This is a genomic window from Bacillus cereus group sp. BfR-BA-01311, assembly GCF_022664295.1.
Taxonomy (GTDB): Bacteria; Bacillota; Bacilli; order Bacillales; family Bacillaceae_G; genus Bacillus_A; species Bacillus_A cereus.
On record NZ_JAKUHC010000002.1, the window covers coordinates 49,866 to 70,139 of the forward strand.

Below are 20,274 nucleotides of genomic sequence, written 5' to 3' on the forward strand. Positions count from 1 at the left end.
GAGGTGTGAACATGAATTTACCGGATATGATCTTATATAACGGGAAAATTACTACCCTTGATCCATCTCAGCCTGAGGTATCTGCTATCGCCATAACTGATGGTTTAGTCACTGCAGTAGGTGGAGATGAGCTTCTTAATAGTGCCACGGAAAAAACAAAAAAAATAGACCTTAAAAGAAAGAGAGCTATTCCAGGCCTGAATGACTCCCATATACACGTGATTCGTGGTGGTCTGCATTATAATATGGAATTACGTTGGGAAGGCGTGCCATCACTTTTTATTGCTCTAGAAATGCTCAAAGAACAGGCAAGGCGTACACCTGCTCCTCAGTGGGTAAGAGTAGTTGGAGGTTGGTCTGAATTTCAATTTAAAGAGAGACGGATGCCAACATTAGAAGAGATTAATGCTGTTTCTGAAGACACGCCTGTCTTTGTGCTACATCTTTACGATAGAGCACTTGTAAATCGTGCAGGGCTACGTGCACTGGGATACACGAAAGATACCCCAGACCCTCCAGACTGTTTAATTCAGCGGGATAAAAGAGGTAATCCAACGGGCCTTTTAATTGCTAACCCTAACGCTTCTATTCTTTATTCAAGTTTGGGTAAAGCTCCAGTACTTAATCTTGACGACCAGATTAACTCAACTCGCCATTTTATGCGTGAATTAAATAGATTAGGTATTACAAGTGCCATCGACGCAGGTGGTGGTTTCCAAAATTACCCTGATGACTACAAAGTTGTTGAACATTTAGCCGAGAAGGAACAATTAACTTTGCGTATTGCTTATAATCTATTTACGCAAAATCCTAATCATGAATATGAAGACTTTGCTTCATGGGCAAAAATTGTTTCTCCCGGTCAAGGAAATGATAAGTATAAAATGAATGGTGCCGGAGAAATGTTAGTATTCTCGGCAGCCGATTTTGAAAAATTTCAAATGCCACGGCCCGAACTAGCTACAGTAATGGAAGCCGACTTAAAGAAAGTAATTTCTCTATTGGTGGAAAACCGTTGGCCATTCCGTTTACATGCAACTTATGACGAGTCAATCACACGTTTCTTAAATGTATTTGAGGAAGTTAACAGAGAAATTCCTTTTAATGGGCTACGCTGGTGGTTTGATCATGCAGAAACAATCTCAGATCGTAGTATGGAACGTGTTAAGGCTTTAAATGGCGGTATTGCCATCCAAGACCGCATGGCTTTTCAAGGTGAATACTTTGTTGACTTATACGGAAAGGAAGCTGCAAAGCATACTCCTCCGATTTATCGTATGTTAGACCTTGGTATACCTGTTGGCGCCGGTAGTGATGCAACCAGGGTTTCCAGCTATAACCCTTGGGTTGCTCTTTACTGGATGGTTGCTGGAAAAACCATTGGTGGGCTTTCCATATACGATGAAAAAAATAAACTTGATAGAAAAGTAGCCCTGGAATTATATTCAAAAGGAAGTGCGTGGTTCTCTGGTGATGAAGGTAAAAAAGGAACCCTGGCAGTAGGTCAGTTTGCTGATATTGCTGTATTGTCTGCTGACTACTTTACTGTGCCGGAAGAAGAAATCAAAGACCTTGAATCATTACTCACCATTATGGGTGGGCAGGTTGTTTATGGAAATAATGAATTTAAAAACTTATCACCTGAATTGCCGCCAGCATCACCTGATTGGTCACCGACGGGCGTTTATGGTTATGGTGGTGCTAACCTAGCCAACACTATACTTTCTCACGATTCTCATGATAACAAGTTACATAGTTGTAGTAACCCTCTCCATCAACACACTCATACCGTAATAGGAAAAGATGGAACTAAATGGGGTATTGGTTGTACTTGCTTTGCTTTCTAAATCAAAACCACCGGTATAATGCCGGTGGTTTTCTTTCTACAATAAGGATATGTAAATTTAAAATAGTAGTGTATATCCCTAATGGAATCTGTTACTATGCGATAAGACCGAAGAATTAATTAACTTAACTTGTTTTTGACAGCCTTCTCTCCTTGCAAAGTCTTTCCTTTTTTCCTTAATTAAAAGTCAATGGTATCCCCTTTTGATCGACTACACCACACATATAAATCCACTGCCCTTTGACTTTAATATAGATCTTAATTTTTCAATTGTTACACTAAAATCATTATTATTTCTATTACACTGATACTTTTTGAGAATCATTTAACTTCTGCATAAAGATACGTGCTGCAAAACTTAAAAATTTATCATCAAAGTGAATAAGATTAATATCTTGACTTGGTGTTGGATCAGTAATACGAACTATGCTCAAAGTATCATTATTAACAAAATTAACCAGTGAAAGAGGTATTATGGCAACCCCATGTCCATTGTATACAAGGCTCAATAGAGAAATAGAAGATTTTGTTTCTATATTTGCTTCAGATAAAGATAACCCTAAACTCTCACAATATATCTTAATAGATTCACGACAACTACATGAAACCATTACTCTACTGAGCCCTACTAATTCTCGAAAAGAAACAAATGATTTTTCATTCAAAGGATGATTTTTTGGAATGACAAGAACGAGCTCTTCACTATACAAAAGGGTGCTTGTTAATGTGTCTGGAATTTGAGCACTACGTGTAATCCCGAAATCAATATTTTTGTCAACGATTTGATTTACAGCAACTTCGGATTCTATAATCTTTACTACAATGTTGGGATAATGTTGTTGAAACTTCATAATATAAGGTGTTAAATAAGTGAGATCCTCTAATAAACCTCCTATAGTAATCACACCTCTTTTTACACCCTTTAATTCAAAAATTTCATTATAAACGTCATCAAATTGTTGCATGATAAATTTTCCTTTATCAAATAGCAGCTTACCCGCTTCTGTCATTTTGATACCTCTTCCAACTCGATGAAACAAGGGTGTATCAAGTTCACCTTCTAAAACTCGTATTTGTTGACTTAAAGTCGGCTGTGAAATACCTAGAACTTCCGCAGCTTTAGTGAAACTATTATTATTACAAACTTGAATAAAATACTCTAAATGACGTAATTCCATTCTTGATACCCACTCTCCGCTTTATGAAAGATTTATAATTTAAAGGACGATATGTATACGTTAACATAACAACTTTATTTCATATTATACCGATTGAAATTACACGCTTTATTCATTTTGTATTATAATAAATTTACTACCATTTATTAATTTTTCCTCCTATTTATTTAAATTATATTTAATTAGGACATTACTAATTCGAGATATATTTCTAAAAATTTATAGTTCGAGTGCATAATACCCTAATTTTTTCAACTTTTCGATTATCATTTTTTTCTCAATATAGTCCAAACCACCAAATATTTGCTGAATCGCCTCTTTATGCTGAGGAAAAATAATATCCATTAGTTCAATACCTTCTGAAGTAATTGACGCATACGTGACACGGCGGTCTTTAGGACATGGTTTTCGTATTAAGAACCTCTTCTTTTCCAACTTATCCACTACATACGTGATACTACTACTTGCAAGTAATATTTTGTCTCCAATTTTTTGTATAGGCTGATCGCCTTTACTATACAGTAGCTCAAGCACTGCAAATTCAGTTGGATTAAGTCCATAACTTTTTATATCCTCTTCAATACGCTTAGTAATTGACTGTACTGCCCTTGATAATATAACAAATAACTTTAAAGATAAGCTCTCATCGTTAATCATGCTCATAATTACCAATCCCTTACAAGTTATCTTGAATTCGAGATTCATTATATTATCGTCAAAATATTATGTCAATCATTCATTTTAGCTTTATCAATCTATTTATAATTTATTTCTCAACATATGACATATGGAATTAGAAGAAAACAATTGTTAATATATAAGTATCTCAATTACGTTATTTCTTTTAAAGAGAGCTTGTTTTTAATCGCAAGTTCTCTTTTGCCATATTCTAAATTGAATCCGGACAAATTTCAGAGTATATGATATAGTTTTTAAACAAAGATTAGAGCTCTCCTACAGGAAGGAGAGCTCTAATCTTTCATATAAATATTCACCATTTTTATCATTGCGAGGACATCAAAACTTTAACTTGATGGGGATATGGTGCTATCTCAATTAATAAATATTACAAACCATATATCTATCATATTTTTTATAAACAGGATTAATTAGATTTAAAAAAAGATTTCTTTTTCTTTACTCGTAATAAGTCACCTGTCCATCCTTTGAATCGCATATACATATACATACCCGCTGTTGTGAAAATAATAAATAAGAGAGCGATTAAATAGCTATATTTCCATTCTAGTTCAGGCATGTATTTAAAATTCATACCCCATAATGCTCCTAAGGCTGTCAAAGGCGTACTCACAGCAGTTAATACAGTAAGAGCTTTCATAATTTCATTCCCACGATGAGAAGAAACAACTTCTTGTAAATGAATCATCGTGTCTAATTCTTCTTGGTACTCTTTAACAAGTTGTAATCCACGCTCTAATTTTACGTGTGTTTGTTTATAACAAAGGGTGTTTGTTAGTTTTTCTAACCAAGCTTCTTTTAGGCCTTGTAACACTTCTTGTATTAAGCGAAACACATGTGTGTTCATAAATAATTCATGACGAATATGATAAATCCTTTCTAAAACTGCTATGTTATTATGATGATAAAAATCCCATAATACATTTCTGAAATTGTTTTCAAAGTAGTCAACCTTTCGCAAATAATGAGATATAAACATTGATAAGATAGCACATAATCCTTCAGCGGAACTATTACAATTTTTTGTACCCATAGAGAAATTATGTATTAATTTTTGGAAATCCTCTTCCTCTTTTTCCTGAACTGTTATCAGTATTCCATGAGCTACGAAATAATGAAGAAATTTTTGAATTTTGGCGTCCTTTTTATCTTGATCATATAAAAACGAACCATATACACAAGTTTGACTTGGTGATAACGTATAAACATATAATCCATTTTCACAAGGAGAACTTATTTTCTTTACAAATTGAGCGAAATAAGATGTTACATCACGAGGGATTATAGAAGAAAGTTTTTCAAGCTCACTAGTTTTCACATGATACCAACTCCATTTCGTCATTTTTATGCATTCCATATTATTCTTCCTTTCTAAATAGTTTTATGTTTGATTGAATCATATCCGTAATACGCAATTTGTATGTAGGTATTCATGTCTTGGAGGAAAAGTTTTTAGATCATCTAAATTACAAAATAAATAACATAGGAGGTCTTATTCTTTTAAAAGGAAGACCCCCTATATATTAGTTATTTTTATTTTCAATTTTAAACATTTCCTCTATACAATCACTTTTTATCTTTTCTTATAAAGAATTTATTATATGTGGAAAAGAAGCTACATAATTTGGTACGTCTATTCAACGAACTCCATTTCATTCGTTATTATAATTTGGATTCATATGCAGATTGATTGGTGATGTCGTCAAATACTTGACTCCCAATAATGTAGTATCCATGGAGTGCAGCCTCTTTCGAAGCGTCTACCATACGGAAAGAAGAAATTTCACTTTGCATTTTTTCAATTCGTTTTTTGTGGAGATCTACTATTCCTCCTGTCCAAATAATAGTGTTATACTGTTCTAACTTAAATTGTTCTTGTAATACACGCATGGCGTCTTGGAAGTGTGCATCCAACTCTTTTTGAATCAAAGTATGAATTTGACTTGTCTCATGATTTTCTTCTCGACATTCATATCCTTTTTCTAATATGTTTGGCATGTCGTTAATATGCAATTGATTACTTTCACCCTCATGATTCTGCACGATATTCTTAATATTTTTCAAAGGCTTGCTACATCCTAGTTCCGCCTCATAATGATTTAAAATGACATTCTGTTTCATATCTGTCATTTCTACTGTACGAAATCCGCCATCAATAATTAAGATGCGATCTCGTTCCTGAATAATTCCCTCTTTTAAGAAATAGGCATGTAAAGCGACTGGTTGCTGAAGAATCAAAGCATTTTCCACCGTAATATGAATAAATTTCCCATCAATTTGTACGGAAGTTTCTTTTTTTAGTGCACGTTGTAATTGCTCATGCTGACTACCAAAACAAGTAACGGGAAGCCCGGTAACAACTAGAGGTAACACGATATTTTCTTTATAATCCTTTGCAATGCAACCAAATATTTGTTGTTTAAATCGTTCGCTTTCATAATAATTTTCTATTTCTTCGTCAAATGGAGGAAGAAACGAAGCGTCAGATTGATGTGCTTCATTTCCCATGTAGTATGCAAAATCTAAGTCTATAAAACTTACCTTTGTTAAATCTTCACTTTCAGCATGATTAGGTACAGGGGCTAGTGTGGAAGCTTCACTCTTGATTGTCATCTCAGAATCTACATCCTGTCGATATGCCCTTTTGGTAAAGCCAATTCCTACATCAATTGCATACAGAGATTTCATACTTTTTTCCTCACTTTCTATTTTTAGAATTAAATCTAGGCACTCTCTTCTTTCCCTTCTTTCACATATTTCTTTTCATTTTTCGTTTTTTCCCCGTCTAAGTTCTTACTATTTTCATTTATTTCGTAATCCTTTTCACCTGTTTTCTTTTTATTATTTTCGTTTTCTGTTAAGTCTTTAATGGTAGAAATGACAACTGGTGTGGCTGTAAGCAGTTGTGGTAATGTTTGTTTTGCAACATTAGCTGCAGTTACAGAAAATTGTTTACTTGTCTCAGTTACCTTCTCCAATGTTTCCTTTATGTTTCCTTCTTGTAGTTTTTCTTTTACGCTTTTTCCTTTTGTTTGTATAGCTTTCCGATTTTCTTTTTTTAATAGGGAGACTATGACTCCGGTCGTAATTCCAATCACAGCATATTTAAATATTGTATGTTTCATTTTTCTCATCCTTTTCTATTTTTATTTTCTTCCATGCTACAAACTAAAATAATTCCCTTACCTATTTATCAGATGTTGCAATCTATTACAGAGAATGATAGTTTTGCGGCTGCCTAGCATTCGCCATTGGTACTTCAGCTGTTACTAGGAGTAAAATCTTCCCTTGATCTAGTTTTTCTTCATATAAGTTAGCTTCCTCCTTCGACAACCCCATTTCTTCCATTTGATTTCGAAGTTCGTCCCCTTTTTTGGAGAAAAAGTTGATAATACTTGTTCCCAATCCTTGTTCTTTTACTCCAATCGTATTTGTGTTTGTATCATCCGCAATCCTTTTTGTTATATGTTTTTCATGTGCTAAAACATAAATGTCATCGTGGCGAACCCCTTGCAATTCTAGCTCTTTTACTTTCATAACTACTTCCTGTTCATTTTGATATTCATAAACTACCGTTTTTCTTTCATTCGTATGCATCGTATCTTTCCTCCTTTAGATTTTTTATTTTTTTATTTAGTTGTTATGTAATATGTAATACACCTATTTTAAAGATGTTAAACCTAAATTTTCAAAAAATTTTACACAATAGGTTATTCATGTTTTTAATATCAAAGAAATGTCACAAGCACTTTGCTTTGATAAAAGCGCTCCAAATAACGATTTGTTTGGAAGGTAAGCCCATTGTTTTATAGAAATCATAGCAAAATAAAAAAGCACTCCTTTTCAAAGAGTGCTTAAAAAAAACATACAACCTAATCAAAATATTTCTATTTTGATTACGGAAAGAAAGTCCTTATTAAAACATATGGTTGCTAATTTAATTGCGATCTGCCTTGCACCCAAGCAGCAATATCATTTATAACATACTCAGGGATATTAGCAGGACTATAATATTCATCTGGCTTACTTATTTCCCCATCACCCTCTGTAAAGAAATGATTTAACTTTGGATATAGTCGATAATCTACGTTATCTCGTTCTTTTAATTGTTCTTTCCAAAGAGGAATTTCAATTTTTGATTGAACTTGATAGTCTCTTTCTCCTTGAATAATAAGAAGCGGTGTCTTTTGTTCTTTTGACATTTCTGCCGCTTTAATTTTCCGTATAGAATCCCAAAATACTGCTGACCCTAAGTAAAAATCTTTTGGGGGATTCTGACCAGAGAAATTGGGATCATTTAATAATTCAAATTGCGATTTGTAGAATTTATATTGATCCAGGTTCATTGCTCCAATAGAGAAAAGGTACTCAAATTGATCTAAAACAACGTCTTGGATCGTACGAGCTGGCCCTCCCATTACAATTGCTCCAGCAATATTTTTATTTTGGTCTTTTTCAATCATTTTCGGAAGCATCATTCCACCTTGACTATGACCAAGAATATATATTTGATTCTTATTTATTAGAGGCTCATTTTTAAGAAATTGAGTTACAAGAAGAGCATCATCTGTTGTCTCTTTATCAACTGTATAAAAGGGACTGAATTGTGTTTTCAACCCATGTTCATACGTTCTTTTATTATAGCGAAGGACAGCAATTCCCTTCGATGCAAGACCTTCAGCTAAATCGCGAAATGGTTTTAAAGCAAACGCTGTTTCATCCTGATCAGTTGCTCCTGATCCTTGAACAAGAATAACCGCTGGAAAAGGCCCCTTTCCTTTTGGAACCGACAATGTTCCTGGTAATGGAAATGCACCACTTCCAACTACTACTTCTTTATCAACAAATGACTCAGGCTTACTATATGATGGACGCTCTGCAACAGGACTAAACGACATGCTGAGTTGAAAATCGTCTATTTTTCCAGATGGATCTAGTTTAATTAGTAAAGGTACAGTCATTTTTTCAAAAACTAATTGAATCTCCACATTTGTATGAACAGGATTTGTCTCTTTTTGTGTAACCTCTCCAATTTCTATAAAAGAACCTGCTTGTAATTGAACTGGCAGTCCCTCCCAATAGCTCTTCAACCATTCTTCGGATATTATTTTCTGTAATGACCTTGAGGTTAAATCAAATGCAGATTTATAATCTTCACTATTCATATGGCGAATAAATGAAAGAGTAGTAGATATAATAGGATTTTCATCATCACTATTGTCTACTTTTTTTATAGTTGTGTTTGCTTCCTTTAATTTCGAACTAAATTGGTAGTTAAACGGATAATTATATGTATCAGGATATAAGCTTGTTTTCAATATTTCCGTATTCCGTCCCTCATACAAACTTGAAGAACTCGTAAAATTTTCAGGTGAAATTACTTCCTCCGCATATGAGACTGAGGGAATTGCTATTGTAAAAATTGCACTGACAAGTAATAGCTTATTACTTATTCTTCTTTTCTTATCCATAATTATTGATTCTCCTTTCAAAATTAAAAATTTCTAATACAATATGCCAACTATAAGGAAAATAAAAATTATTAAAGAGATTAATAATCTATTTTACGATCCCCCCTAACTAGTTAAAAATCTATCATTAACAAACTTCAATAAAAAATGCCTTCCCCCTCTTTTTTTATCATTAGATTTTTCAGTGACATAGAAGCACAGCGCTGCATTACATGTAACTGACCCATGGGGTTCTCTATTCTAAAAGAAAGCAGCACCCCACAAGATATTTTCTTTAATTGTTCTCACTCTAATTTATTTAGATAATTCTCTTATTACTGTAAGATACATTTATTCTAAATCCTAAAACTCACTTATTTCTTGATAGGTTCTTAAGAAATATCAAAAAATAAAGAAAAAAGTTATTTGGTTATTCATTCCGCAAGCTTAATGCTCAAGTTAGTTTTTTTCACATGGTAAAACTTTATTAAGAAAACTTTAAGGAATTTCCCTCTATATTTATAAGAATTTTTTTCTATACTGAATCCTGTAAATGAACAAGAGGAGAAATGACCATGAAGAAGTTTGTAATTTGCATATTAGGAATAGGCCTTCCTATATACTTACTACCTTTCATATTACGCGGGGATTTAGACAGATTTAATCCGATTGCTGAAGAAAAAAATGTATATGCCGTTGCGAAAGGATATGGTGTTCCGGATTATCATCAAAAAGGAAAAGCTATGTACTCACTAAAAGCTGTTGATGAATTAAGCAATGAAAAAGAATATAATGTTGGAACGAACACGCCTAATGATTTTATAAGAAAAACTTACTTAAAAATTCATGTAAAAGGAAAGTATGTGTATTCTTACGATATTATTTCTAAAGAGGATATTCCGGAGAAAATAAGGGGACAATTGGAGATAGCAAATAAATAAAAGAGCCAATTCGTACGATTTGGCTCTTTATTCTCTCTCCCATCTACCGTTTGGATAATTCTTTCGGTAGATTTATTAAATTCGTTATCATTGTTTCAATAACCATTCTTCAATTACTTTCACTGTTTCATCTCGTTGTGCTTTTGCCGTAATTAAACTCGCATTATCACCTTTTTGCTCACCATACATGCCAAAATGAGCATGATTGCCCCCTTTTATCATGTGCATAGTTGTATTCTTTGACATGAACTTTTTATTGTTCTCTATTTTTTCTACAGTTGCTAAAGCATCTACTTCCCCGTAAATTGATAACATCGGAATCGACTTAGTAGAGAAGTCATCTGCAGGATACGAACCTAAGAAAATAATCCCGTCTACCTTTTCTTCATGTTGAAAGGCATACCTAGAAATCATAGCTCCGCCCATTGAATGCCCCGCAACATACCATTTTTGAACTTCAGGATACTGTTCAATTACACTATCTACCTCATTTATTCCAAATATCGCTAAGTTTAATGGTAACTTAGGCATTACTACAAAATGCCCATCTTTTGCAAGAGCTTCTCCTAAGTAACTATAAGCCTCGGCTTCTACTTTAGCTCCTTGATAAAAAATAACTCCTATATTTGCATCTTTCTCTCCAAAAACTATATAATCTTCATCTTTTTTATCATCTACTAAAGACAAAGCCTCTTTCGTTGGTTTATAAGTAAACTGAGACCAAGTTAAAAAAGTAATACTTCCAATCATTAAAATACCTAATACAGAGTACAGAACAATTTTTATCCATTTCTTCACACATATGACCTCCCTAAGATGTGTATATTCTATACTTTAGATTATCATTAATAAACATAAAAACTCGAGCATTTTCATTGTGCTCAAGTTTTCATTTACGTCTTTAATTTATACTATAAATTGTCCAAGATAAATATGTAGCAAATGCAGACCATAAAAAATATGGGATTAGCAACCATGCCGATACTTTAGATAAATTGGAAGAAAACATAATGAGAAGTAACGTAGTAATAGCGACTAGTAAACAATCTACTGTTGCTAAAAATAAATTTTTTTCACTAAATTGAAAGTAGCTGAACGCTTGATTGAACATATAATTTAAAAGGAAAATAAACCAAAATGTTTTTGGCTTGAATCCATAGTTGTTGTAAATAATTGCAACTGATAATGCAATAAGTCCAAATAATACAGCCCATATCATTCCGATTGTCATACCAGATGGTGTCCAAGACGGCTTTTCTAACGCATCATACCAAGTACGATCAATAGGGAATAAAACACTAGAAACATAAAACAAACCATATGTTAGTAAAAATACTATAATACTAGATTTTTTCATAAACATTCTCCTTTTTACTAGAAGATTATAGAAACTTTATATGATTAGTATGTCCTTGTAATGGATAAAATTCTAATATTAAAATTCAAAATACATATTGTTTAACCTATTTCATACAAATTCTTTCATACTTTTATATGCACAAAGGGCTCTCTCCCGTGCTGCCTTATGATCAACAATCGGAAAAGGATATGTATCCCCAAGTTTTATATTGGATTTTTGTAAAATATGCTCAGGTGCTTCCCAAGGCTTATGTATATATTTGTTTGGGATATCTCTTAATTCTGGTACCCATCTTCTTATATACTCTCCATTTTTATCAAACTTTTCTCCTTGTGTGATTGGGTTAAAAATACGAAAGTACGGTGATGCATCTGCTCCACTTCCAGCAACCCATTGCCATCCCATTGTATTATTTGCAATATCAGCATCTAGTAGTGTATCCATAAACCATTTTGCTCCTTCTTGCCACGGAATTAACAAATGCTTTACAAGAAAAGAGGCTACAGCCATTCTTGCCCGATTATGCATAAAACCTGTTTTCCATAGTTCTCGCATTCCCGCATCAATAAACGGATAACCAGTTTTCCCCTTTTGCCATACTCTTAATAACGCCTCTTCCTTATCCCACGGGAAATTTTCAAAGCTCTTATTAAGAGGTTTATATACTGTAAATGGATAATGATATAGTAAATAATAAGAAAACTCTCGCCAAATTAATTGACGTATAAAACTATTAACTTGTTTTTCAAAAAGACTACATTGTCTTTCGGTACTTTTATTTATTAAGTAGTGATACATTAACTTCACTGATATTTGGCCAAATGAAAGATATGGCGCCAACATCGAATGAGCATTTTGATCTGGAAAATCTCTTCCTTCACTATAAGAGGCTAATTTGCTAGAGAAAAATTTCTTAAATGCTTTATATGCCCCTTCTTCTGTCGGATCCCATATTGCTTCCATATGAGATGTCCAAGGTATAGTCGGCAACAAGTGTAATTCTGAAACAGATAAGCTTGCTGGTAAAGAGTTTCCCCACTTTATACTCTGCACTTTACTAATAGGCTTAGGTATTACCTGCTTTTGAAATGCATTGTAAAAAGGCGTAAACACCTTATATTCAGTGTTATCTTTCTTTTTAATAATCCACGGTTCTAATAATAAATGCGAATTAAATTCTTTACAGACAATACCCTTATCCTCTAACATCATTTTCATTTTTTGATTAGATTGTAATCTGTCCGGATCATAACAAATATTCCAATATACAGCCGTTATATTTAATTGTTCTATGAGAGAAAGTATTTCTTCCTCCGTACGTCCTTTACGAATTATTAAAGTAGAGCCCAATGCCTCAAGTTGCTTCTTTACATCTATTACAGCATGGTGCAACCACCACTTTGACGCACTTCCTATTGAAAAAGTTTCCTCTTGTATATATACAGGAAGAACCTCACCAGACTGAACAGCCTCAAATAGAGCTGGGTTATCATATAAACGAAAATCTTTTTGAAACATAACAATAATTTTATTTTGCATGGCTATCCCTTCTGATTTTTAAAACATAATAAATTTTATTATACAACAGCGATTTATACATAAGAATTTATTTGTCTTTCATAAATTAGTTAACTTTTTCAACTATCTTATTAGTAGGAATTTTAACAACCGTTTCTTTTTCCCCTGTTCTATCAATCTTGAAACCATGAACTTTAACATCAGACGGTACTAGTGGATGATGACAAATCATATCTATACTCTTCTCAATATTTTCACTAACATTTTCTTTTCCACTTAGCCATTCATCAAGGCTACCACTTGAAAATTCAGGCATGCAATTTTCAAAGAGATAGTCTAGTTCCCTGTTATTTTTTATGGAATCACGTTGAATTTGTAGATTAACTACATCAGTTTCTTTATCCTCTATTCCTACAACAAAAATTTCTTCAACATTTTCTTGATAAATAGCAATAATAATAGATCTCATTATATCTCCATAAGGATGTACAATTACAGAATCGTAGCTGTGTATAGTCAACATGTTTTCTTGTTGAATGTTAGTTACTTGTTGGATAATAGGCTCTATTTCATGTTTAATGTCTGTTAACAATAAAACTTTTTTATTCTTTGAATTCATATGGAGCACTCCTTCTTCATTATTGTATTTATGAAACTTTTAAGCTAGTAACAATAGTTGATAATTCATTACATGATTGTTACCAGTTTTTCCAGCGTCCCTTTGGATCAACACTTGCAAGTCTAACCCATCCATTTTGAACTTTTTCTCGAAATGTGAAATCATTATTTAGCAAACGTTCTATATATTGACTAGGCGCTTGAATTACAATTAGTAAACGAAGTGGTGAATGATACGTCTCACTATCTGACTGCATAACGGATTGCCAAGGTAAGCCTGGCAACAAATCACTTGCATTTCCCTGCATAACACCAAGACCCGCCGTTACAGTTTGGGTTGTTTTGTTTCCACTACCATAATAATGAGGAGCTACAGTTGAAGCGTAATATTGTAGATTTATCCACTGAGCTACTGTTCCTGGTCCTGCAATAATGTTAGCTAATATATCGCCACTTTCATCCTGTTTCCAATCATAATTATGAAGGAAAGCCCTACCTTCTAAGTCACAATCCTGAGTTAATTCTCGTTGCCCGATAATAAAAGATGCATTACGAGCTAATCCCCATTCTGGACGTATTTCACTCCAATCTTCTGCAAATCGATGTGCCTCTTTACTCGCATTTTTTATTTTCGTTTTAAAATTTGGTAATTGCGTTAAACGCTCTCTATTTGCATGTTGGCTCACATTTGGCATAATCGATTCGATACAATCAAATGCTTCTTGCGCAGTTTCCGAAAGTTCTGGGACGTAAATCCATTCCAATTCGTCCACTGTTGTTTTATGTTCAGCTGCTGCAAAAATGGTATCCTCAGGAATTTTAATACCTTCAGCAAACAACGCCTCTCTCACTTCTGGAAGATTACATAAAGTAGCAAAAACTCTTGCATTGAATCCTCCTGCTGCTCCGCCACAAGCACCACACTCAAGTGCTGCAGCATAAGGGTTGTTCGTACTTTGACTACTATGTCCGCACATTACAACTAAAGGAGCAAATTTTTCTGTCAGTCCCACCATTTTTAAAGCTTGACGCACATAGTTCACTTTTTCTTCTTTCGTAAAACCGATAGGTATCTCGCCCTTTGTGTCATGAACATGATTAAGCGAGAATGTTGTATCAGGTTTTTGTAACATAGTTTTACGAAGGTTACGAATGAAACCACCAACTCCTCTTGGGACAAAGCATCTTGTCACCATCTGTAGACCAAGTAAAGGACCACTTAACTCAGGTAGCGCCATACTTGTCAGTACGTTCTGTTTCATCGTTTTAAAAGTATAACGTACCGAACTGCCTACCCTCTTACGTTGCTCATAAGATTTAAGTTCATTTTCATTTGTGAGCTCTTTTATTTGATGTTTCGGTTTGAGTATAACTGGCAAAGAAGGATGGTTGTTATTACTACCTAGTTCACTAGTTGCAATTGGTAACCCAAAGAAACCAGCTATTCCAAATGTTTCAAACGGACCTAATTTTTCAAGGTGGCGACGAAACGGTTCTGAACGTACATCAATACAGAATGCTAATTGAGCTACTACACGCTTTTTATCATTGGTTGCACGTTGTGTAGAAGCAATCTTCTCCCTTAATTGCTCTGCATGCGTTTGTTCCCAAGCTTCCAGCCAAAGTTTCTTGCGAATATTTTCATCAAAACGATAAGCGAATACTAATAATTCACTTTGTTCAGTAGCAGGCATTTGTAACCATTCCCGTGTTGAAATATTCCCCCAATAAATCCAAGAAGCTATAAGTGGGACGATCGAAACTTTTTTCTCAACCTTTTGATTTTTTAAAGGTAAATAAGGTTTTACAATAGCCAGCTCCATAGAAATTCGAACTGCTAAATATTCTATGAGAAGTTCCTGTTCCTGAATTGATTGTTGTGAGCGCCATCGTATCATTCCTGCCCACCCAGGCAAAGAAAGTAAGTGCCCTTCAAGGTAAGATTGTATGTTAGATTCAGAAATTCCTAGTTCAGATAATGCTCTCGCTAAAGCTACTTCGGCATCTTGTGGCCAATTTTTTAAAACTTTACGCTCATTTTTACTGAGCGCTGGATCAAATTTAATAAGGTGTTGCCATGCGCGATAAAAACCTTTCTCTCGATTTGGCATCGTCCAATTTGATCCGGATTCATCAAGATATAATTTACACCATTTAATGATATGATAATTAAGAACATCAGATAGGTTTTCACTATTTTGACTCTCTATAAGCGAACTTATTGGCTGCATAACAGAGGCTTGCATACTTGCTGTATTTATATAATTCATTTCTTCTGCCAATTTATTTACTTCTGGCGATGATAATAGACTAGAAGGTAATTTTTCTAACTTTAAAGCTGCTTGGCAAAATCGCTCTGCTTTCTCTCGCGGAATATGAAAAGATTGTGAATCCAGCCAACGAGACAAACTCATTTGTAAAAGTGATTCCTCAATCTCACCTTTCGCTTTTGCCGAATGAATCATGGAGGCACTAGGATAGATATCCACATTACGAGCTTCTTTTAACCAATTTGCGACTTGTTCAAATGATTGCTTTTCAAGTCCCATCCAAGGGTGGTGAGCTGCAAACGTAGAGATAGGCCAAAGTGGCGCAATAACTCGGCTAGCAGATGCAACTAAATCATTTATATTATTTTCTTGCATATCAATGTTTGTATCTTTCTTTAATATTGACGATATGCTCATCACGAATTACCTCCCTTTGATACATAATGTTTCAGATAGCTTGGGTGACTTTCTACTGACTTTCGTCTCGCCTCACCTACTCGAACTAACCAAAGATAAAGTACAGCGAATAAAGTAGAAGATTGATGACGAGTAACGAAAGTACTAATAACACTACTAAATAGTAAAATACATATAACAAAGATAACGGCTGGAGCTGAAGGTTGAACACTTTGATAAATATCAGTATGCAACCATTTATAAAGAGAATTATGAACGGTAAAGTAAATGAGAGAAAATCCAATCAAAACAATTACGCCAGCAATTCGTCCCATTCTTCCCTCTCCAAAAACAACAAGCTGTTTCCATGAAAAGTATAGTGACCAGCCTAAGATTAACGCACTAACTAGTTGATACCCCTCTCCAGAAGTCATAAACCAGAAAGTAATTGCTATAAATAATCCTAAAACACGCCCAACTATAATCCATAAATTGGACATCTTTTCATTAGACTGATTCACTACCCCAAAACGTTGCACGGAAGAACCAGCTTGTAAAAATAGTGTAGCTTTAAACAAACCATGTAAAATTAAATGAATAATAGCCGCTAAATAGGCGCCTAATGCACATTGAATAAGCATAAATCCCATTTGTGCAATAGTTGAACCTACTAGCTGACGTTTATAATCAACTTGGACTAAACTAATTCCTGTACCTATTAAGATAGAAATACTAGAGAAAATTAGTAAAATTATTTGTGCAATATCATCATGAAAAAGAGGTGAAAATCTAGTTAACATGATACCGCCAGCATTTACTAAACCCGCATGCATAATAGCAGAAACAGGAGTTGGAGCAACAGCAGACTCAATTAACCATCTTTGAAAAGGCCATTGTGCTGCTGGAATCATCACCGCTAATATAATTAATAAGTTAATTCCTGTTCTCTCCAATGTTCCATGTAGCACTACATTTTCATTCGTTAAAACTGATGTTAACTGCCACTGTCCTGTTACTTGAAAAAGCCAAATGATAGCTGATAGTAAGGCAATCCAACTTATTGTAAATAGGTATCCAGAGATTTTAGTTGCTTCACTAACTACTTTCCACCCTTTATTTAGCCCTATAAGTAGAACCAGTCCTATAAGCGTTGCTCCCCAACAAATGAGCATTAAGCGAAGATCATCACTTAACCATGCAACCGAAGATACACCTGTAGTAAATGTAAAAAGTGCAAAGTATTTTCGATATGAGCGATCTCCCATTAAATAACGTACAGAGAAACGCTGAATGATTAAACCAATTGTAAGAACAAAGAAAGCCATTAACCAAGCTAAAGTATCTAGATGCCAAGGCCCCACAACTCTATCTCCATTGTTATTAACAAGTGCGAGTAAAGAAACCAATGAAGGTAAAGCAGCGATACCAATATGGATATGAACAAAACGTAAAGGTATCCTTGCATTTAAAAATAATAATCCACTTAGCCAAGAAGCACTAAGCGCCATAAAAAATAAAGTTAACAGTGTTGATGAACTCAGCGAAATTAACATGTTAAATACTCCCTTCTAAGCGAAAATAGCCTATAAAAATTCCTTTTCATTACGATAGTTTTTTTAATTTCAATTTTCATTCACTCTTTTTAGTACATCGTTTTTTCCCATAAAAAAAACCGACAACTTCCATAATTCAATGATTTTATATCATCATTGAATTATGGAGATTGTCGGTTTCACTTCAACTAACTTCAATAAAGTTTTTTGAAGAGCTCCCATTTTATAGAGGATAGTAATGTATGTATTACTCCTATTAAAAATAACAGTATATCTCTGATCTCCTAGATTATGCAATCAATATATCAATTTATGTTATGCGCTATCTTTCAATTAAGAAACTTTTTCATTTAGTCAATATTACATATTAAAAAAATGCTAAAGCCTTAATTATAGCAAACAGTTAAAATAAGCATCTATTAATTTTTTAAAACAATTATAAGATAAACTATATTAAGCAATTTGTCAATTTATTTATCATTTTTTTTGAGCGTTATTCCAATTAAAATTCAGTATACGTAAATAATTTCAAGTTATTAATTATTATCATGTTAATAAATTTAAATAAAGCGCAAAACTTTTAGGTTTCTTAATTATCTCCCACTAACCCTACGGTGGTTTTAATTTTTAAAATTTTTCCTCAAGATTATGAAACAATTTAAAAATCATTACTCGTTCACCAGTACGGGAGCTTATATCCGTATGAAAACTTTTCACTTTTTCTCCAGTTAATTCTAGTATAATCTCTTTCAAATCTTCAATTCCAGATTCAACTAGCTCCGAACGATTTTTCTTTATCGTTAGCATACCGTCTTTTGTTTCGCAAACCGTATATTCAGCTGGCGTTAAAATACCTTGTAAATTTACGATAATCATATCCCGTAATATATCTGTCTTAACGGATATAGACCCGCGTCCTAGGTAGTCCTTTTCCCAGTGAGTAATTGCTTTGCTTATCTCTGATTCAATAGAGCCTTTTGAGTTTTTCATCTTTGTATCCTCCTTCAATAAAATGTAATTACATTTATAATTACAATAACAATATAATAATCTGGATTGATTTTATTTTCAATTATTGAGAAGAATTTATAGGAATCGTTGTCATGTATCCTTTAGTATTAAGGTGAATTTTTATATTGTAATATACATTTTTTGATTATCCCCCGACAAAATACTCTTACTATAAAGACTCTGTTGCATAGATTTCAAAAAAGGACATTCCGGAGAAAATAAGAAAACTCTTGTAACGTAATATACAAACAAAAAATCCTACACTTATGAATAGGATTTTTCTCTTTTTATATTAGTCAAAAAACTAAAATTATACCTGCCCTCCAAACATATTACCGATTGAGTTTATGCATATTTCCTTCGAATTTTGCCAACCACCAATAACAGTAAAGGAATCCCTAGCTCATAAACGGGAAATGCAATTGGAATTACGAAAAATATGTAGTAATAATGGGTAAATGTTTGGATATTTTTAACTGACACAGCTATGATGAACGAAATAGGAGCAAGAACTAACGCTACTTTTCGCCAATCCTTCAAATGAAATATTTGTGCTGTTCCATAACAAGCGATAAACATGTATAACGCCAATTTCACAAAAATACTAAAAAACCAAATAATAACTATCAAAATATCCACATTTTGAATGAACTCCATGACAGATATGTATCGGCTCAAATCGTAAACCGGATACAAAAAACTTGAAGATAAATTCGGACCGAATGTTAAAATGACCGCTAATGTTCCAATCGTTACCATGAAAACGGCTAATCCTACCCCCAACATCGCCCTTGATGACGCTTGCTCTGGTTTATCCATAAAGAAAACGAACATCATCATCATAACAGCCTCTCCAAAAAATGCGGCTACAGGAGTATAGGAACCTTTAAGGATGGGAAGCCAGCCAGAATCGTGATAAATAGGCCGCATATAATCCCAATTCATATTGCCAACATTCAAAATGATTACAAACGTTATCATTAAAAGTACAATTGGCCCTATGATTTCACTTAAACGTCCAATACCTTCCACCCCTCCTTGGTAAATGATAAAAATGAGCAATAACATCGCAGTAAAGACAATGACCCACAAAGGTGTATTATGAAACAAAGCGATAATAATGAATTCACCAAATTCACGGACGGTTATCCAAATTATCATGTACCACCCAAAGAAGTAAGGAATCATCAGTAGCTTTCCTAGCCATTTACCAAGAATAGTTTGACTAAATTCAATGAGAGTTTGTTTCGGATAAAGCGAACCAAGTGTAGTTGCCAAAAAAGTAAGAGCAACCCCTATCAATCCTGCAATCAAAATCGAGATCCACGCATCTTGTTTGACAGTACGAATCGTCGCTGGAATAACTAGAAGGAGTGATTGTCCCACTTCAAAAGTGAACATCATCCAAAAGATTTGCCTGCCAGAGATTTTCAT

17 protein-coding genes are annotated in these 20,274 nt (G+C 33.8%); 2 read left to right on the forward strand and 15 right to left on the reverse strand.

The features are described 5' to 3' along the window. Window positions 1–11: 11 nt before the first annotated feature. Window positions 12–1,847 (forward strand): amidohydrolase, encoded by a 1,836-nt coding sequence (locus MR136_RS05455; protein WP_135277764.1) that lies wholly within the window; start codon window positions 12–14, stop codon window positions 1,845–1,847. 298 nt (window positions 1,848–2,145) lie between these two features. Here MR136_RS05455 and MR136_RS05460 read toward each other — a convergent pair whose 3' ends face one another. From MR136_RS05460 to MR136_RS05490, 7 genes are all read right to left on the reverse strand, one after another. Further along, the gene (locus MR136_RS05460) at window positions 2,146–3,024 is read right to left on the reverse strand and encodes a LysR family transcriptional regulator (RefSeq protein WP_063536793.1); all 879 of its coding nucleotides are present in this window, start codon (window positions 3,022–3,024) and stop codon (window positions 2,146–2,148) included. A 219-nt stretch (window positions 3,025–3,243) separates the two neighbouring features. Then, on the reverse strand, window positions 3,244–3,687 hold the full coding sequence (locus MR136_RS05465; protein ID WP_063536794.1) for a MarR family winged helix-turn-helix transcriptional regulator: 444 nt from the start codon (window positions 3,685–3,687) through the stop codon (window positions 3,244–3,246). A gap of 442 nt (window positions 3,688–4,129) precedes the next feature. Beyond that, window positions 4,130–5,080, reverse strand: a complete 951-nt coding sequence (locus MR136_RS05470) for a magnesium transporter CorA family protein (protein ID WP_088338854.1) — start codon at window positions 5,078–5,080, stop codon at window positions 4,130–4,132. A 305-nt stretch (window positions 5,081–5,385) separates the two neighbouring features. Beyond that, window positions 5,386–6,411 (reverse strand): ParM/StbA family protein, encoded by a 1,026-nt coding sequence (locus MR136_RS05475; protein ID WP_242259275.1) that lies wholly within the window; start codon window positions 6,409–6,411, stop codon window positions 5,386–5,388. Window positions 6,412–6,446: 35 nt separating this feature from the next. Continuing rightward, the gene (locus tag MR136_RS05480) at window positions 6,447–6,848 is read right to left on the reverse strand and encodes a hypothetical protein (RefSeq protein WP_000683216.1); all 402 of its coding nucleotides are present in this window, start codon (window positions 6,846–6,848) and stop codon (window positions 6,447–6,449) included. Window positions 6,849–6,933: 85 nt separating this feature from the next. Further along, window positions 6,934–7,320: a YflT domain-containing protein gene (locus MR136_RS05485; RefSeq protein WP_000557320.1), complete on the reverse strand. Its 387-nt coding sequence runs from the start codon at window positions 7,318–7,320 to the stop codon at window positions 6,934–6,936. A gap of 335 nt (window positions 7,321–7,655) precedes the next feature. Continuing rightward, window positions 7,656–9,194, reverse strand: coding sequence for an alpha/beta hydrolase (locus MR136_RS05490; protein ID WP_135277766.1), 1,539 nt, complete (start codon window positions 9,192–9,194; stop codon window positions 7,656–7,658). A 554-nt stretch (window positions 9,195–9,748) separates the two neighbouring features. On the opposite strand from MR136_RS05490, the gene MR136_RS05495 reads away from it, so the two are divergent. After that, window positions 9,749–10,114, forward strand: a complete 366-nt coding sequence (locus tag MR136_RS05495; protein WP_065382364.1) for a YxeA family protein — start codon at window positions 9,749–9,751, stop codon at window positions 10,112–10,114. 87 nt (window positions 10,115–10,201) lie between these two features. On the opposite strand, the gene MR136_RS05500 is transcribed toward MR136_RS05495, so the two are convergent. The 8 genes from MR136_RS05500 to MR136_RS05535 form a co-directional block, all read right to left on the reverse strand. Next, window positions 10,202–10,912: an alpha/beta hydrolase gene (locus MR136_RS05500; RefSeq protein ID WP_088338855.1), complete on the reverse strand. Its 711-nt coding sequence runs from the start codon at window positions 10,910–10,912 to the stop codon at window positions 10,202–10,204. Window positions 10,913–11,015: 103 nt separating this feature from the next. Continuing rightward, the gene (locus MR136_RS05505) at window positions 11,016–11,471 is read right to left on the reverse strand and encodes a TspO/MBR family protein (protein ID WP_000749751.1); all 456 of its coding nucleotides are present in this window, start codon (window positions 11,469–11,471) and stop codon (window positions 11,016–11,018) included. 111 nt (window positions 11,472–11,582) lie between these two features. After that, window positions 11,583–13,013, reverse strand: coding sequence for a cryptochrome/photolyase family protein (locus MR136_RS05510; RefSeq protein ID WP_061457423.1), 1,431 nt, complete (start codon window positions 13,011–13,013; stop codon window positions 11,583–11,585). An 85-nt stretch (window positions 13,014–13,098) separates the two neighbouring features. Continuing rightward, on the reverse strand, window positions 13,099–13,611 hold the full coding sequence (locus tag MR136_RS05515) for a carbonic anhydrase (protein ID WP_088338856.1): 513 nt from the start codon (window positions 13,609–13,611) through the stop codon (window positions 13,099–13,101). A 79-nt stretch (window positions 13,612–13,690) separates the two neighbouring features. After that, entirely contained in the window at window positions 13,691–16,297 is a 2,607-nt protein-coding gene (locus tag MR136_RS05520) for a DUF2309 domain-containing protein (protein ID WP_061457426.1), read from the reverse strand. Next, window positions 16,297–17,829 (reverse strand): NADH dehydrogenase subunit 5, encoded by a 1,533-nt coding sequence (locus tag MR136_RS05525; RefSeq protein ID WP_000908940.1) that lies wholly within the window; start codon window positions 17,827–17,829, stop codon window positions 16,297–16,299. Before MR136_RS05525 ends, MR136_RS05520 begins: the two co-directional genes overlap by 1 nt. 627 nt (window positions 17,830–18,456) lie before the next feature. Then, window positions 18,457–18,819, reverse strand: coding sequence for a Na-translocating system protein MpsC family protein (locus MR136_RS05530; protein ID WP_000798162.1), 363 nt, complete (start codon window positions 18,817–18,819; stop codon window positions 18,457–18,459). Between the two features lie 366 nt (window positions 18,820–19,185). Further along, a complete protein-coding gene (locus MR136_RS05535; protein ID WP_031312238.1) occupies window positions 19,186–20,274 on the reverse strand; it encodes a GerAB/ArcD/ProY family transporter in 1,089 nt (362 codons plus the stop codon).